Genomic DNA, 16,650 nt, shown 5'->3' on the forward strand with positions numbered 1-16,650 from the left:
ATTAAACTTACGATATTACCAAAATTTAACTTAAATAGCTGTTAATATTGCATATTTTTTGGTATATCAAAGCCAAATTCGTTAAATTCGCCCTTTAATGGGGCACTAAATTTAAGCCCTAAAATTTCGGTTTGGTATGAGTGCAAAAACATACGCTTTGATTTGCTTTTGGCGTATTTTTCATCGCCGATTATGCCGTGAGCGAGGCTAGCTAAATGCACCCTGATTTGGTGCGTGCGACCAGTTTCGATTGTGATTTTGACAAAGGATTTTTTACCGCTTACCATGAGCGGAAAAACATTTGTAATAGCCTCTTTGCCGTTTGGCGAAATTTTCGAAATCGCGCCGGATTTACCCTTGATTGTGAGGATTGGGTCGGTGATTTTGATCTCTTCGCTGACTATGCCATTTACGAGCGCGAGATATGTTTTTTTTACGCGCATGGCTTTGAATTCGTTTATCGCTTTTTGGCGGAATTCTTCGTTCTTCGCTAGCATTATCACGCCACTTGTGCCCTTATCTAGGCGATTTAAGAGAGTTGCGCGATAAATTTTTTCTAAATTTTCGCACTCCAAAAACGCTGGTTTATCCACGGCGATGATGTTTTCGTCCTCGTAAATCAGCTTTGGTTTTTCCATTTTTGCGACGCTAAAAATGGTTTTTTCGCTCATCATTTCGCGCGCGACGCTAAGCTTTTTGCCGTGCGCGCTCACAAGCCCAGCGTCTATTAGCGCCTTGGCTTCGTTGTTTGAAATTTTTTCTTGGATTGCTAGAAGTTTATAGGCTTTTTCTTGCATTGATTTCGTCCTTTATGATTTTTATAATGCGCCCTAAATCGCAAATTTGCAAAATTTCGCTCTTTTGGGGCGGGTTTTTTAGCGCGTCACCAAGCTCGCTAGCTTCGCAAATTTTGATATTTTTTACTAGATTATACAGCGCGTTTTGGTTGTGAAAATACCTGCCGCTGATGATTTTAGCGCCAAAGCTTGCAGGCTCGATTGGATTGTGTCCGCCGATATTTGGCACGAAACTGCCACCAAGGATTACAATATCGCTAATGGCGTAGAAATTTATCAATTCGCCGATTGTATCAAGCAAAATAAAATCGCTTTTGAAATTTTTGTTTTCGCTAAATTTCTCAAAACTCAAATTTAGCTCATCTGCCCAAATTTTCGCGATTTTGGCGCAGTGTTCGAAGCGCGCTGGGTGGCGTGGGGCAAGGATAAATTTGAAATTTTTGTTATTTTGCGCGAAATTTTTTAACCCAGCTAAAATCAGCTCTTCTTCGCCCTCGTGCGTGCTAGCAATCGTGATAGTGGTGCGGTTTTGAAATTTTGGCAAAATTTTGCTTGGAGAGCTAGAATTTGCGCTTTTGATATTTCCAGCTACGATTATGTTTTTTGCGCCAAGCTCGCTAAGACGGGCTTTGTCACGCTCGCTTTGGGCTAAGACCAAATCAATATTTTCAAAAATTTTATTGTAGTAAAATTTAAATCGCAGATAGTTTTTGTAGCTTTTATCTGAAATTCTGGCGTTTAAAAGCACGACAAAAGAGCCGTTTTTTTTCGCGCTTCGCACCAAATTTAGCCACAGCTCCGCCTCGAAAATCACGGTAACCTTGGCCTTTTCTAACCAAAATGGAAGCAGGTTTTCAAATGGCAAAAAGCGCGAGTTTTGCGTGATTTGTTTCGCTGCTGCAAAGCCCGTGTCTGTGGTCGTGGTAAGGGCGATATTTTCAAAATTTGAGATTAGGTTTTTAAGCGCATTTACCTCGCCAAGACTGCAAGCGTGAAAATGCACATCGCAGGGGTTGAATTTCGGATTTTTAAATAGCAAAAACCTAGCAGGAAGGCTTTTGTGATATTTTTTTTTGAGGGCTAGCACCGCCAAAAATGGCAGTGCAAGTAGCCAGATAAGAAAAGAAAAAAGTGTATAAATCACTCTGCTTCTTTGTATAAAATTCTGCCACAATACGGGCAGGTTACGATATCGTCGCTTTTGATAACTGCGCTATAAACTCTGTCGTTTAATCGCATGAAACAGCCATAGCAGGCTTGTTTGCGCACTGGAACGACAGCTGTGTTACTAGCCCATTTGCGGATTTTTTCGTAGAAAGATACGGTTTTTGGATCCATTGATTTGATTAGTTTTTCGCGAACTGAATAAATTTTTGATCTGCTCTCTTCAACCTCGCCCATTTGGGTGCTAACCTCCGCTTTGATCTCTTCAAGCTCTGTCTCAAATGCGCTTTTTTGCGTCTCTAAATCAGCGATTAGGGCTTTTTTGGTTTCGACATGTTTTTCTAATCTATCAATTTGCTCGTTTGCAGCACTTAACTGCTCTTTTGTGATATCGACCTCGACGCTAAGGGCTTTGATCTCTTTTTCTGTTTTTAGCGAGGCTGATTTTTTCGCGCTACTTTTTGATTTAGCGTTTAGCTCTGCGATTTGAGCGTTTGTGAGTGAAATTTGCTCACTTAGCTCCTCGATTTCACCATTTAGCACATCGATTTCGTTTTTGGCTTTGTCGATTTGATTAACTTTCGAATTTAGTCTTGCTTGGGCTGCTTCGATTTTTGGTTTGAAGCTGTCTAGTTCTTTGTCGTGTTCGCACAGCTCGACTAACTGATTTAGGTATTTGTTCATGATTTTCCTTTTAGTAATATTTAAATGGATTTTTTTGTTCGTTTATTATAACTTTTATTTTATCTTTTGGCAAGTGTGGAGCGAGGCAAGCCCCAAAGTAGCGCTCACTTTCAAAGTGATTGATATCTATCAAACAGACCTTATTTTCTAAATTTTGTATCGCACTATGATATTTGATATCACCTGTGATGAAGCAATCCACGCCCAAATTTTCATTTAGCTCGCTTCCACTTCCTGTGCAAAGCGCGATAGTTTTGATATGCGCTTTGGCATTTACAGCTCTGATTATAGGCATGTTAAATTTGGCTTTTATGTCGCTTACAAGCTCGTAAAAGCTCATATCCACGCGCATGAATTCCAAAAATTCTCTGCTTTCATAAATTTCATAGCCCAAAATTTCACGCGCGACATATTTATTTAGCAGATGTTTGTCGAAATTCGTGTGCATGGCAATGACGCTGATGTTTTTTTGGATTAGTTGATAAATCAAATTTGAGGGATAAATTAGCGGATTTAGCGATTTTAATCCCTTAAAAATCAGCGGGTGATGAACGATGAGAAGCGAGCCTGGCCAGGCTTTTTCCACTAATTCGCTTGTAACATCTAGGCTTAGATAAACTTCGCCTATCTCGCTTCCCATCTCGCCTAGTAAAATTCCGCTATTATCCCAGCTCTCGGCGTCTTCGAAAGGCGCGAGAGTATTTAGAATTTCATAAATTTCGCCAAGTTTCACGAATTTTCCTTAGCCAAATTTTGCAAGTATTTCTCTGGATCTGCATAGCAAAGCGCGCAGTTTTTCGCCATATCACGGATTTTTAGGATATAGTCTTGTCTTTGGGTTACGCTGATTGCGCCTCTGGCATCAAGGACATTGAAGGTGTGCGCTGCTAGCATGCAGTAATCATACGCTGGTAGAGCTAGTCCTTGCGCTAGGATAGATTTGCACTCGGCTGAGGCGTTTTCAAACTGCGCAAACAGCCTATTTGCGTCTGCGACTTCGAAATTGTATTTAGAAAACTCAAATTCGCTTCTTTTATGCACATCGCCATAAGTTACATTTTCGTCCCATGCTATGTCATAGACATTGTCCTTGTTTTGTAGATACATGGCAAGTCTTTCGAGCCCATAAGTAATCTCGCCACTGATTAGCTCGCAAGGGATTCCGCCTACTTGTTGGAAATATGTGAATTGCGTAACTTCCATGCCATCTAGCCAAACTTCCCAGCCTAGCCCCCAAGCGCCAAGGGTTGGGCTCTCCCAGTTATCTTCGATGAAGCGAATATCGTGTTTTTTGAGATTTAGCCCCAAACGCTCCAAGCTTTTTAAATATAGCTCTTGGATATTATCTGGGCTTGGTTTTAAAATCACTTGAAACTGATAATATGCGCCAAGGCGGTTTGGGTTTTCGCCATAACGCCCGTCAGTTGGGCGGCGGCTCGGTGCTACATAGGCTACATTCCACGGATTATTTCCGATAGCGCGCAAAAATGTAGCTTGGTGGTATGTGCCAGCTCCACTTGGCATGTCATAAGGCTGGACAAGTAAGCAGCCTTGCTCGTGCCAGTAGTTTTGAAGTGTTAAGATGATTTGTGAAAATGTCATAGCTTTCCTTTATAAAATTATTTCGATATTTTGTGAATCTTTTTGCAATGCTTCTGCCTGTTGCGCTCTGTTTGCAAGCAGTTTTGTAGCCAAGCTCTCATCGCTTAGGGCTAGGATTTGCACAGCTAAAAATGCTGCGTTTTTCGCCCCTGCCTTGCCGATAGCTAGGGTTGCCACTGGGATACCGCCTGGCATTTGCACTGTGGCATATAGTGCGTCCATGCCCCCTAGCGCGCTTCCAGCAAGAGGAATTCCAAGCACAGGTTTGGTTGTGTTTGCTGCCACAGCTCCTGCTAAATGAGCTGCCATGCCAGCAGCGCAGATAAAGACCTGTGCGCCCTTTTTTTCTGCGTTTGCGACATACTCTGCGGTGCGTTTTGGACTGCGGTGAGCGGAGCTGATTATCATTTCATAAGCCACGCCAAATTCTTTTAGGATTTTCGCGCACTCATTTACGATTTCGTAATCGCTTTTCGAACCCATTATTATCGATACAAATTTCACTTTATTTCCTTTCTTAAAAAGCTAAATTTTGGCAAATTTACAGGAAGTTTGATTTCGTTTAAATTCCCGCTGTGAATTTCGCTAAATTCTCTGTTATTTTTGGCAATCAAACGGCTAAATTTGATAAATTTTTTGCCCCCGTTTTCAAAAATTTCTCCAAATTCGTTTTGACAAGGCTTAATTTGCGCCCCGTGCGGTGCGAAAATTTCATAAATTTCGCCTAGCGCGATTTTATCTTTGACGCTGATAAACTCGCCGTCATTTGAAATAGCGCAGACTTGGTGCGTGCCTTCCTCGATACTTGTGTTTAAATTTTGCGTATCGTCGCGCTCGTAAGGGCGTTTGATGAGGTATCCGTCGCTAAAACCGCGATTTTTCAGCGTCGCTAGCTCGCTTTCGTAAATTTCAGGCTCAAATTTACCGCTGGCTGCGTCATCAATCGCGCGTCTGTAAGCGTTCGTGGCGCATGCGACATAATATTCGCTTTTGGTGCGACCCTCGATTTTAAAGCTATCAATCGCGCCTGTTTGGAGGATTTTTTCGGCGTGGCTAGCTAGTTTGAGATCTTTGGCGTTCATTATGTAAGTGCCCTCTCCCTCGCACTCTTGTAGGCGAAATAGGGCGTTACCTTCGCTATTTTTGGCGTAAATTTCGTATTTGAAACGGCAATCGTTCGCGCAACTGCCTCTGTTGCTAAATCGCCCGCTTTGAACCGCGCTGATTAGGCAACGCCCACTGTAAGCAAAGCACATCGAGCCATGCACGAAAATTTCGATTTCTAAATTTGGCAAATGCTCTTTGATTAGCACAGCGTCTTTTAGCGTCATTTCGCGCGCCGCTACTATGCGCGTAGCCCCTAGCTCGCTCCAAACCTGCGCGTCAAGCCAGTTTAGGACATTTGCTTGGGTCGAGATATGTAGCGGAATATCTGGGGCGAATTTTTTTGCCAAACGCGCTACGCCAAGGGTCGCGACCAAAATCCCATCTACGCGCAAATCTTGCAAGTATTCAAGGTGGCGCGAGAGAGTGTCGATTTGGACATTTGTGGGAAATCCATTTACCGTGGCGTAGATTTTTTTGCCCATTTTATGGGTAAAACAGACGCCCTCTTCAAAGCTAGTTTTATCAAATTCCTTTGCGCTTCTTTGGCGAAGCGAAAATGCCCCCGTGCTCGCATACACGGCGTCTGCGCCATAAGCGATTGCGATTTTTAGTTTAGTTAAATTTCCTGCTGGACTTAGAAGTTCTGGTTTTTTCAAAAATAATCCTATAAAATTTTTTAAAGCGTGATTTTACTACAATTTAGCAAAAAAATATTTTAAGGAAGCAAAATGAAGGTCGATTTACACAACCACACAACCCTTTGCAACCACGCTAGCGGGAGCGTTTGCGAGTATGTGCAAAGAGCGTGCGAGCTAGGGTTTGATATCTATGGATTTGCCGATCATGCGCCGATGAATTTCGATGAAAAGTATCGTATGAGCTTTTCGCAGATGAGCGAATATGAGCGCATGATAAATGAAGCAAGGTCGAAATTTGGGGATAAAATCGAAATTTTAACCGGCTATGAAGTGGATTTTATGCGAAATCGCGCGCTTATTGATGAGCGAGTTTTGACGCGCAAATGCGATTACTTAATCGGTTCGGTGCATTTTTTGGATAATTGGGGCTTTGATAATGAGGAATTTATCGCGCAGTGGAGCGAGCGCGATATAGACGATATTTACGCTGAGTATTTTGCGCTGATTTGTGCGCTGTGTGATAGCGGTAAATTTGACATTTTGGGACATTTTGATTTGATTAAAATTTTTAAATTTACCCCTAAAAAGGATATTAGAATTCTAGCGCGCGAAGCTGTGAAGGCTGTGAAAAAAAGCGGTATCACGCTAGAATTAAACGCCGCTGGACTTCGCAAAATGGTAGGTGAGATTTACCCAAGCGACGCGCTTTTGGCTGAGTTTGCGAGCGAGGGCGTGGATATTAGCTTTGGCTGCGATGCGCACGCTGTGGCACAAGTGGGCTTTGGATACGATGAGCTGACGCGCAAGGCTAGGGCGTTTGGCTGGGATACGGTGGCTCTGTATCGCGGGAGAGATAAAGAGCTAGTGAAATTTTAAATTTAAGGCAAGAATTTGGATATTTACGAACTAGAAAATTTAAGAAAAAATACTTTAAAAGAGATTGATGATTTAAAACCTTTTGTTATTTTGGGGACTTTTGTAATCCCGAGTTTGATTTTGATAATTTTGCATTATGGCGGTTACAATGTAAAAAGTGCAAGTATTTATATTGCTTTTATTTTATTTTTACCTATGATTATTTATGTAGCAGATATTTTTGAGCTTGATAAAACGCCACAAATAAAATATATGTTGTTTGCTAGAATTGCACCTATGATATTTTTTACAATAGCAACAAATTTGGCAGAAAAATATCCAAAATTTTTCTATATTGTAGTTATAATTTTTACTATTTTTTCAATGAATTTAATTTATAAAACATGTATGAAAAGTATAAAAAAATCAAAACAGAAAAAGTATCAAAAAGAATTTAAAATTCAATCTTTGAAGCCTTATTTGGCAGAGTTTGGTTATGATTATAATGAAAATGGTTTAATAGAAAATATGTATTTAAGACATAGTAAAATTTTTAGAGAAAGTATTCATTATATAGAAAGCGGTAATGATAAAATTTGTGGAAAAGTCGATGGAATAAAATTTACTTTTGTAGATATAGCGCTTGTTGATACTATAAAAAATTATGATATTTACGGCGTATTTTTTCATGCTAGTTTTAACAAAAAGGCAAATTCAAATTTATTTGTAATTTCAAACGACGCTACAAATGATAACGCCAAACAATTTAAAAAAATCACAATGGATAATAGCGAATTTAACTCTAAATTTAGCGTATATTCTAACGATATGCAAAATGCAATGTATATTCTAAGTCCTGCGTTTATGAAGCGACTTTTGGATTTAAAAAGACGGCTAAATTTCCCAATCAGCGTTAGTTTTGTGGGAGATAAAATTTACATTTTTTTAGATACTGGCAAGGATAATTTTGAGCCAGACATCGATAAAAGCGTTTTACGCGCAAATCCAGCTTTTACCATAAAACGCGAACTTTCGCACTTTTTATCAATCGTTAAGACTCTAAATTTAAATACAAGAATTTGGAAAGTGTGAAATTTGGCTAAATTTAGTGTGGAATTTCGTAAAATTTTGCCATTTTGGTGGTTGTGAATTTAAAATTTGTAGATTGCCACGCTCGTTTCACTCGCTCGCAATGACACTTAAAAGCGAAATTTCGGTGCAGTATCCTAAAATTTGCGAAGCGAAATTTAAAATTTCACTAAATTTTAGTGTTTTTTCAGCAAATCTCGCAGGCTCTCTTTGACATTTTTTCCGTCTAAAATTTTGCCTACTTCGCTTGAAATCGGCGTGTAAATCCCATGCTCTTTGGCGATTTTTTCGACTGCGCGTGCAGTATATACCCCCTCTGCGACCTCGCCAAGCTCGTCTAAAATTTGCTCCAAGCTTTTGTTTTTAGCTAGGCCTAGCCCCACGCGGTAGTTGCGTGAAAGCTCGCTAGAAGCGGTCAAAAACAGATCGCCAACCCCGCTAAGACCCAAAAATGTGTCGTCCTGCGCGCCAAAAAACTTGCCAAATCGTGCGATTTCGACGATTCCACGCGCGATGAGGCTGGCTCTGGCGTTGTTGCCGAGCCCCAGCCCGTCGCAAATCCCGCTGGCTATGGCGATGACATTTTTATACGCGCCACAGATTTCTGCGCCGATGACATCGGTGCTGGCGTAGGTTTTCATGTATGGCGGGAAAAGGTCTGCGATTGCTTCGGCGAGGGCGAGGTTTGCAGAGCTTACCACGAGGGCGCAAGGCAGTTTGCGCGTAACTTCGCTCGCAAATGAGGGGCCTGAGAGGTAGGCGAGGTTTTGCGCGCTCGTGTGGCGCTCGAAAATCTCGTTTAAAAACCTGCCGCTGCTGGCCTCGATGCCCTTTGAGGCGACTAGGATTTTTTGGTTTTTGTTTGTGAAATTATGGGCTAAAAACTCCGCCGTGTGCTGAGCGGCGATGACAAATACTAGCATTTCGCAATCCAAGGCTTCTTCGATACTGACGAAATTTGGCAAATCTCGCTTCGTGCGCGAGGTGATGACGCACTCGTTTTTTTCGCTTAACGCGCCACAAAGCGCACTTCCCCATTTACCTGCACCGATGATTGCTATTTTCATTTTGCCTCTTTTTTGAAAAATTTAGCTAGGATTTTAGCAAAATTTATTTTATTTTTTCATAATACGGCATAAGGTCGAATTCGCGGGATTTTTGCTCGAATTTTTCGTAGTAGGCGTCAAAATTTTGCGTGGTTAAAAGCCCTGTGCCATCGCGTAAATATTCAAGCATTTGTGAGTTAAATTTATGCGAATAATGCGTTAAATCTTTGTAATTTGCGATATTATCAGGGTAGTCGGTATCGCCCCAAGCGTAAATTTTAAGATTTTTGTAAATTTGGCTTTGCTCTACCAAATAACGCAAAACTTCTTTTGTAACCAAAAAATCTCGCTTTTTAGTATGAAATTCTATGGCATTATGTATGCGAGAATATGGTGGCAAGACGAGATAAAACTCGGCTTGTGGGTTTTGCGAAACAAATTTCAAAATATATTCATCGACATATTTTTTGGATTTTAAAATTTGCTCATCTAAATTTTCAAGGCTTTGAATTTTGTTATTATTTATTTTTTGTATTCCGTCTATTATTTTTTCTGTCTCTTCTCCAATTAACCAACTAGCTTTATATCTAAGCCAATTTTCAAAACCGCCAAAGCGAACTTTGTGTTCTTGCATTTCAAACCATGCATTAACTCTATCAGTATTTTGAGATGTGCATTTTAGAAGATTTTTCCCAACTCTTGTAAGCATATATTTGTCAAAATAAACTTTAAAATCATTAAATTTATTATCATCATACAAAAAATAAAATTTTAACGGCGAATATGTAGTATCGCCTTTTCTTTGTTTTAAAAATTTATCAGTATCAAGTGAATAGATAATTTTTTTCAAATTTTTCTTTTTATGAGCATAATTTAAAATCAAACTTCTTTCTAGAAAATCTCCACCTGCAATGGATAAATTCATAAACTTTCCACCTAGAATTTCACTAGCTTCTGCACTAGAAGTATTTTCTAACATAGAAGTTCCCAAAATAACACTATCAAATTCATAATGGTCTATAAGAGTTTTATCGCCAAGTCGTAAAACTATTTCAATATTATCTTTACAGATAATAGGTTTATGGAAAATTCGTAAAGGATCTACGAAAAATATCACAAGTGAAATTACGCCAAATATTAAACAAAAAAGTGTTAGAAATGTCAAAACTAATTTTTTACTTTTCAAAATTTTATCCTAAAAATTAAAATATATAAATTCACTATAAGTTCCTATAAGCATAGAAAAAATAGCTATAAAAAATATCATTGAAAAATATATCGTCCATTTTAAGGTAATTTTATATTTGCTAAATTCTAGTGAATTTTTAAAAAACACAATAAAAAATAGTGTGAAAATTAAGATATAAAATAAAAATATTTGATAATCATTGTAAAGAATTTTTAATGCGAAATCTAATAAAGTTTTATCTCTCCAAAAAGTTAGACTTGATAAATCAACGCCATTAATTCCCACCATACCTTTTAGCACTTTTATAGCATCATCAAACGAATTTGCTCTAAAAAATACCCATGCGAAATTTACAAAATTAAATGTGATTATCCAAGCTAAAATTTTTGGTAGTTTGATTTTTGTAAGCGACCAAAGGCGGTGGATTACCAGTGCTATGCCGTGCAAAAAGCCCCAAAATACAAATGTCCAACCAGCCCCGTGCCAAATTCCACCTATCAAAAATGTGGCAAATAAATTCGCACAAGTTCGTGGAAGCCCACCTCTATTTCCCCCAAGCGGGATATAGATATAATCACGCAAAAATCGCCCCAGCGTGATATGCCACCTACGCCAAAAGTCCTGTATATCGCATGCTTTATATGGTGAGTTGAAGTTTATAGGAAGTCGTATGTTAAATAAAAGTGCAGCACCTATCGCCATATCGCAGTATCCGCTAAAATCAAAATAAAGCTGAAAAGTATAAGATAGCGAAGTCTGCCACGCCGTAAAAAACTCTAAAACTTCCATTTTATCAAAACCCTGCGTGGCATAAACGGCAAATGTATCGGCGATGACAACCTTTTTAAAAAGCCCCATTGAAAAGATAAAAAGCCCTAGTAAAATGTTACCATAGTTTTTTACCTTATTTTTGAGTTTGGCAAACTGCGGCATCATCTCCTTGTGATGGACAATCGGACCTGCTATGAGTTGCGGGAAAAACGACACAAACAGAGCGTAAGATAAAAAATCATACTCTTTCGTTTCGCCTTTGTAGCTATCGACTAGGTAGGCGATTTGTTGAAATGTGAAAAATGAAATCGCCAGTGGCAAAGTAAGTTTTAAAAACTCAAATTTAGTGCCAAAGATAAAATTTGTATTTAATATGAAAAAATCGGCATATTTGAAATAACCTAAAAGTGCTACATTGCCACAAATTCCTATGATTAAAAGTGTTTTAGGGGAGATTTGCTTTTTTAAATTTGCACTACCAAAATTCCTTGATAGATATGAGCCGATTGTAAAGTTAAAAACCATAGAAACTAAAATGAGTGGCAAATAAGCGGGATTCCACCAGCTATAAAAAAATAGACTTGCCACGACCAAAAACGCTTTTGCAGCTTCGCTTAATCTTTTGTGATTAAGCCAAAAATATACAAAAAATGTTATAGGCAAAAAGGCAAAGATAAAAACTGGGCTATTAAAGAGCAAATTTGATCCTTTAAATTATTTTAAAAACGCTCAAATTTTGAAAAATGTTATTAAAGCTTTTGCTTCAAAAGCTCATTAACCTTGCTTGGATTAAACGCTCCCTTGCCTTCCTTCATAACCTGCCCTACAAAAAAGCCAAAAAGCTTGTCTTTTCCGCTTTTGTATTCTGCGACTTTATCTGCGTTTGCGCTTAAAACTGCGTCTATTATAGCGATTATCGCGCCGTCATCGCTAACTTGTTTTAAGCCAAGTTTTTCGATTACGCTATCGACGCTTTCATCATTTTCCATCAAGAAATCAAGCACCTCTTTTGCCGCTTTTTGGCTGATTGTGCCGTCTTCAATGCGGGTTAAAAGCTCGTTCATTTTCGCGCTATCAACAGGGCTATTTTCGATAGTTACGCCGTTTTTAAGGCGGCCATTTAGCTCGACATTTAGCCATGTTACGCATAGTTTCGGTTCGCGCCCTGCGTTAATCAAATCCTCGAAATACTTCGCATTTTCATAGGTTGAGATGATGACTTCTGCGTCCTTTGGTTTGATACCAAGCTTTTCGACATAGCGAACTTTTTTCTCATCAGGCAGTTCAGGGATATTTTGCCCCTCTTTCATCATCTCATCATCGACTATCACAGTTAGCAAATCAGGATCAGGGAAATAGCGATATTCTGCGCTATCTTCCTTGCTTCTCATTGATTTGGTTACAAATTTATTCGTATCAAAAAGTCTAGTTTCTTGATAAACTAGCTCGTCGTATTTGCCATCTTCCCAAGCTGAAATTTGGCGTCCAACTTCATATTCTATGGCTTTTTGGATAAATTTAAATGAATTTAGATTTTTGATTTCAACGCGTGTGTAGAGCTTGTCATCGCCCTTTGGTCGAATGCTGACATTGACATCGCAGCGGAAAGAGCCCTCTTGCATATTTGCGTCGCTGATATTTAAAAAGCGCAAAATCGAGTGCAGTTTTTTAAGATATGCCACAGCTTCATTGCTAGAACGCATATCTGGCTCACTTACGATTTCAAGTAGCGGTGTGCCAGTGCGGTTTAGATCGACTAGGCTTCTGCCGTTTTCGTGGCTGTTTTTACCCGCGTCCTCTTCTAGGTGCGCACGCGTGATACCTATGCGCTTTTCATTTCCGTCGATATTGATAAAAAGTTCGCCGTTTTCGACGATAGGGATTGTAAATTGTGAAATTTGATACGCTTTTGGCAAATCAGGGTAGAAATAGTTTTTTCTATCGAAAATCGACTTGCGATTTATGGTCGCATTGACCGCGGTGCCAAAGCTTATAGCCTTGATAACAGCTGCTTTATTTAGCACAGGAAGTGCGCCCGGCAGGGCTAGGCAAGTAGGGCAAACATGGGTGTTTGCCTTATCTCCGAAGCTAGTGGCGCATGAGCAAAAAATTTTGGTTTTTGTATTTAATTGACAATGAACTTCAAGTCCGATTATGGTTTCAAACATAAATTTTACCTTTAAAACAAAATTCTGTGATTTTACTACTAATTAAATTTGAAATCGGTTAAATTTTGAAATTTCAGCCCAAAATTTGGCAAAATTTGAGGCTAAATTTTACTTTTTGTTTTCTAATTGTTCTTTTAGATCGAGCAAATCGACTAAAAGGCAGGTGATGATGACACACACGACCCCGGGAGCTGTGCAGATTAGCAGAAATTTAAGACCTAAAAAATAAAATGCAGGATATGAAAAAAAGATAAACGCACCGACGAAAATCAGTCCGAACGATGCGCCTACCAAAAAGTATAAAAAATTGCGTTTAAAATTAATGCTCATCAACTACTACGGCGCCAGCTAGATAAACATAGCTAAGAACCATAAAAATGAAAGTTTGCAAAATCGCCATAAAGGTTAGTAACGCATAAGGCACCATAGGCACGAGCGCAGGGAATAGCGTGAGCATAACCAAAAGGAACATATCATCGCCCTTGATATTTCCGAAAAGACGGAAAGATAACGACACAACGCGCGCGAAGTGTGAGATAAGCTCGACGATAAACATAAATGGCGCAAGAGCCTTTACTGGACCCATGAAGTGTTTGAAATATCCCACGACACCGTGCTCTCTAATACCCTCGAAATGGTAATAAAACCACACACAAAGTGTCAAAGAAAGTGTCAAATTTAGGCTAGAAGTAGGGGATTCAAAACCGGGAATTAGACCGATAATATTGCTTAAAAATACAACCAAACCAAGAGTTGCTACAAGTGGGAGATATTTTTTGGCTCTTTCTTCGCTACCCATTGTGTCCTTGCCGATAGATAAAACACCGCCGACATAAGCCTCAGCGATATTTTGCATACCGTGTGGGACGAGTTGAAGTGAGCGAGTAGAAAAAATCGCAATAGCTATAATGATAGCAACTACTAAAAAGAAATAAAATAGATAAATAAAAGTGTGGTCGTAAGTAAATAAACTACCAGCGAACAAGAATATGTCTTTTAACATAAATTACCTTTTGGGATTAAAATTTTGCGCACATTTTACCTTTTTAATCGTTAAATTTGGTTTAAAATTTGAGCGAATTTAAGCAATTTGTTGCGCATTTTGCACTTCTTCTTCCATAATCGCAATATGCTTTGCGTGCTTGATTTTAGCGTCATCTTTGAAGGTCGCTCTGACCTTATCCATGCCGGTGTAGAACTCCTTCATCAAAATCACGCAAAGATATTTTCCAAACTGCGTCGTAATGATTTTGCCACCTTCCACTCTGATTGCGTTTGACAGCCTAAGTAGCGAGATTTCGCGCCCTAGCTCTTTGCGTAAATTTATGCCGTTTGCGCTCCGGAATTTTGCCATGTCAATCTCGCCGTTAAAAAGCTCGGTCAAAAATATATATTTTGCCCTCTCGCTCTCGCTAAAATCGCATGTGGCAATCACTGTGCTTTTGCCCTCTTTGATACGAGCTGAATAATCGCTTAGGTTGAAAGCGTTTATCAAAAGTCTGCCGTCCAAAAAGCTAAATGCACCACTTCCAATGCCCAAATATTCGTGGTTTGCGCCCACATACTCATCGGCGATATTTGAGCTTTTTCGCGCAAACGCCCATGAGTTGTTTTTGTGCCATGAGCTAAATTCATCGCAGATTATTTTGTAAAATTCCTCTTCGTTATCCACACTGCTTATGCCCAAATTTCGTGCGATTTGATCGCGCATTAGAGGCGATTTCATTAGCGGATACATGGTGATTTGCTCTGGATTTACGGATTTTGCCATAGCGATGTCGTGGAGTAAATTCTCTTTTGTTTGAAATGGGAAATTAAAAATCAAATCAAGGCTTAAAATCGGCAACACTCCAACCGCCTTGCTTAATTTTTCGCGCAAAACCTCGCCACTGCCGAATTTCTCATATCTCGCAGCCTTGCGCAAAATTTCATCATCGAAGCTTTGCACGCCCACGCTTAATCTATCGATTAGCCCACGAAACCTTGCAAGCGAGGCAGGGTCGATGTGGTTAGGGTCGCTTTCGCATGAAATTTCCTCGATATTAAAAAGCGATTTTGCAAGCTCCAATGTGCGCAAAAGCTCGTCCTCGTCGATTAAGGTTGTGCCACCTCCGACATAAAGTGTTTTGAAATCATACCCTGCCTCTTTTGTGCGACGCATTTCTGTTCTAAGTGCGCTAAAATAGGCTTTGCAGGCGTCTTTGTCATAGGCGTATTTGTGAAAAGAGCAATACGGACAAAATGTGTGGCAAAACGGCACATGCATGTAGAGCATGTAGTTTTTCGCTGGATCGGGGATTTTCTCTATATTTTGGTCAGAAATGTCGATTCTAAGGGAATTATAAAGTGAATTTTGCATTGTTTTACTAGCATATTTTTTGGCAAAATTTTGGATAAAATTTGTGATTATTTGCATAAAGCTTAAACCTTCTTTAAAATAAAAAATTAACTTTTAAATTTAGCGAAATTTATCTTAAAATTCATATAAATCGCAGAAAAATCGTGTATAAAAGCGTCGGAACTGCGATTGTAATCAGTGAATTTCTAAATTTAGCGTGCGCCAAAAACGAGAGAGCTAGACAAAACACAAGCCCGCAAATAGTGGCGAAAAATGCGGTATTTTCGCCATTTTCGCTAAATTTTGGAATCATAGTTTTTAGCGCATAAATCATAAGCGCTATCATAATCACAAGCCCAGAGTTTTTTTGCAGATACACGAGCGTGGGGTTTTTGCTCTTTTTTTTAAAGAGCCAAAACGGCAAAAATCTCGTAAGCACGGTAGCTATGCTAGCCATTGCGATATATGCGAAAATCTCCATTACTAGGGCCTTTCGAAAAATTTGCGAAATGCTAAAAGTGCAAAAATCGCGCAAAGCAGTGTGCCAAAAAGATAGTATTTCACGGGGAATACAAACAGCCCCGCAAATGCGCAAATAAGGCTAAAAATCAAAATTTTATGCTGTGGGTTTGATTTAAACATTTCGTAACTTAGCATAGCAAAAAGCGCCACAAGGCTAAATTCAACCCCGCTAAAATCGACATTTAAACTAGCTCCAAGGATTGATCCAATCGCCACACCGCTAATCCAATACGAGTGGTTAAAAACAGCCGTGAGATTATAAATCAGCCCTAGCTCGCGCGCTCTTTGCTCGCTAATGCCATTTTTGCGCTCATCATCGCTTAAAAAAACGCGAGTTTTAAGCAGAGCAAATGTCTCATCAGTAAGCGCATAAATGGGATAAATTTTGCGTGGAATTGCGCGCAGTTCGTCGATGAGCGACATTGTGTAGAAAAAATGGCGAAAATTTAGCAAAAACGAGATGATAAAGGTATCTATCAGCGAAGCGCCAGTTACGATAAACGCCACCAGCACGAACTCCACGCTCCCTGCATAGACTAGCACGCTAGTTATCATCATCACCCAAAACTCCAATCCCTGCGAAATGCCGTAAATTCCAAACGCGATTCCAAGCGGAATATAGCCTAACATAACCGGTATTGTGGATTTGAAAATTTCGAATTTGCTCATAAGACGGAGTA

At 39.5% G+C, this 16,650-nt stretch carries 18 protein-coding genes; 2 read left to right on the forward strand and 16 right to left on the reverse strand.

From position 1 onward, the window contains the following. Positions 1–41: 41 nt before the first annotated feature. Genes OFO07_RS03680 through OFO07_RS03710 form a run of 7 tightly spaced genes read right to left on the reverse strand, consistent with a single transcriptional unit; the run spans position 42 to position 6,010 of the window. The gene (locus OFO07_RS03680; protein ID WP_270870971.1) at positions 42–797 is read right to left on the reverse strand and encodes an RluA family pseudouridine synthase; all 756 of its coding nucleotides are present in this window, start codon (positions 795–797) and stop codon (positions 42–44) included. Continuing rightward, positions 778–1,941, reverse strand: coding sequence for a lipid IV(A) 3-deoxy-D-manno-octulosonic acid transferase (gene waaA, locus OFO07_RS03685; protein WP_270870972.1), 1,164 nt, complete (start codon positions 1,939–1,941; stop codon positions 778–780). Before waaA ends, OFO07_RS03680 begins: the two co-directional genes overlap by 20 nt. Beyond that, positions 1,938–2,645: a zinc ribbon domain-containing protein gene (locus OFO07_RS03690; RefSeq protein ID WP_270858248.1), complete on the reverse strand. Its 708-nt coding sequence runs from the start codon at positions 2,643–2,645 to the stop codon at positions 1,938–1,940. The genes waaA and OFO07_RS03690 overlap by 4 nt, the downstream gene beginning before the upstream one ends. A 10-nt stretch (positions 2,646–2,655) precedes the next feature. Then, the gene (locus tag OFO07_RS03695; protein WP_270870973.1) at positions 2,656–3,378 is read right to left on the reverse strand and encodes a Nif3-like dinuclear metal center hexameric protein; all 723 of its coding nucleotides are present in this window, start codon (positions 3,376–3,378) and stop codon (positions 2,656–2,658) included. Then, entirely contained in the window at positions 3,375–4,247 is an 873-nt protein-coding gene (glyQ, locus tag OFO07_RS03700) for a glycine--tRNA ligase subunit alpha (protein WP_270870974.1), read from the reverse strand. Before glyQ ends, OFO07_RS03695 begins: the two co-directional genes overlap by 4 nt. A gap of 9 nt (positions 4,248–4,256) precedes the next feature. Continuing rightward, positions 4,257–4,751, reverse strand: a complete 495-nt coding sequence (purE, locus tag OFO07_RS03705) for a 5-(carboxyamino)imidazole ribonucleotide mutase (RefSeq protein WP_270870975.1) — start codon at positions 4,749–4,751, stop codon at positions 4,257–4,259. Further along, positions 4,748–6,010: a peptidase U32 family protein gene (locus OFO07_RS03710; protein WP_270870976.1), complete on the reverse strand. Its 1,263-nt coding sequence runs from the start codon at positions 6,008–6,010 to the stop codon at positions 4,748–4,750. Before OFO07_RS03710 ends, purE begins: the two co-directional genes overlap by 4 nt. Before the next feature lie 72 nt (positions 6,011–6,082). Here OFO07_RS03710 and OFO07_RS03715 point away from each other — a divergent pair, with 72 nt between their 5' ends. Then, positions 6,083–6,868, forward strand: coding sequence for a histidinol-phosphatase (locus tag OFO07_RS03715; protein WP_270870977.1), 786 nt, complete (start codon positions 6,083–6,085; stop codon positions 6,866–6,868). Between the two features lie 15 nt (positions 6,869–6,883). Continuing rightward, positions 6,884–7,939: a DUF3137 domain-containing protein gene (locus OFO07_RS03720; RefSeq protein WP_270870978.1), complete on the forward strand. Its 1,056-nt coding sequence runs from the start codon at positions 6,884–6,886 to the stop codon at positions 7,937–7,939. A gap of 173 nt (positions 7,940–8,112) precedes the next feature. On the opposite strand, the gene OFO07_RS03725 is transcribed toward OFO07_RS03720, so the two are convergent. From OFO07_RS03725 to OFO07_RS03765, 9 genes are all read right to left on the reverse strand, one after another. After that, positions 8,113–9,003 (reverse strand): NAD(P)H-dependent glycerol-3-phosphate dehydrogenase, encoded by an 891-nt coding sequence (locus OFO07_RS03725; protein ID WP_270870979.1) that lies wholly within the window; start codon positions 9,001–9,003, stop codon positions 8,113–8,115. 43 nt (positions 9,004–9,046) lie between these two features. Next, positions 9,047–10,168: a hypothetical protein gene (locus OFO07_RS03730; RefSeq protein WP_270870980.1), complete on the reverse strand. Its 1,122-nt coding sequence runs from the start codon at positions 10,166–10,168 to the stop codon at positions 9,047–9,049. Positions 10,169–10,177: 9 nt separating this feature from the next. Next, positions 10,178–11,641: an MBOAT family O-acyltransferase gene (locus OFO07_RS03735; RefSeq protein WP_270870981.1), complete on the reverse strand. Its 1,464-nt coding sequence runs from the start codon at positions 11,639–11,641 to the stop codon at positions 10,178–10,180. Between the two features lie 50 nt (positions 11,642–11,691). Then, positions 11,692–13,110, reverse strand: coding sequence for an Asp-tRNA(Asn)/Glu-tRNA(Gln) amidotransferase subunit GatB (gatB, locus tag OFO07_RS03740; protein ID WP_270870982.1), 1,419 nt, complete (start codon positions 13,108–13,110; stop codon positions 11,692–11,694). Positions 13,111–13,218: 108 nt separating this feature from the next. Further along, the gene (locus OFO07_RS03745) at positions 13,219–13,404 is read right to left on the reverse strand and encodes a hypothetical protein (RefSeq protein ID WP_270858237.1); all 186 of its coding nucleotides are present in this window, start codon (positions 13,402–13,404) and stop codon (positions 13,219–13,221) included. 25 nt (positions 13,405–13,429) lie between these two features. After that, positions 13,430–14,113, reverse strand: coding sequence for a F0F1 ATP synthase subunit A (locus OFO07_RS03750; protein WP_270858236.1), 684 nt, complete (start codon positions 14,111–14,113; stop codon positions 13,430–13,432). Between the two features lie 78 nt (positions 14,114–14,191). Beyond that, on the reverse strand, positions 14,192–15,526 hold the full coding sequence (locus OFO07_RS03755; protein ID WP_270870983.1) for a coproporphyrinogen III oxidase family protein: 1,335 nt from the start codon (positions 15,524–15,526) through the stop codon (positions 14,192–14,194). 64 nt (positions 15,527–15,590) lie between these two features. Then, positions 15,591–15,929: an AzlD domain-containing protein gene (locus tag OFO07_RS03760; RefSeq protein ID WP_270870984.1), complete on the reverse strand. Its 339-nt coding sequence runs from the start codon at positions 15,927–15,929 to the stop codon at positions 15,591–15,593. A gap of 2 nt (positions 15,930–15,931) precedes the next feature. Beyond that, complete coding sequence (locus OFO07_RS03765) at positions 15,932–16,639, reverse strand: AzlC family ABC transporter permease (protein ID WP_270858233.1); 708 nt, start codon at positions 16,637–16,639, stop codon at positions 15,932–15,934. Positions 16,640–16,650: the final 11 nt, after the last annotated feature.

It is taken from the genome of Campylobacter sp. JMF_06 NA1 (genome assembly GCF_027737785.1).
Taxonomy (GTDB): Bacteria; Campylobacterota; Campylobacteria; order Campylobacterales; family Campylobacteraceae; genus Campylobacter_B.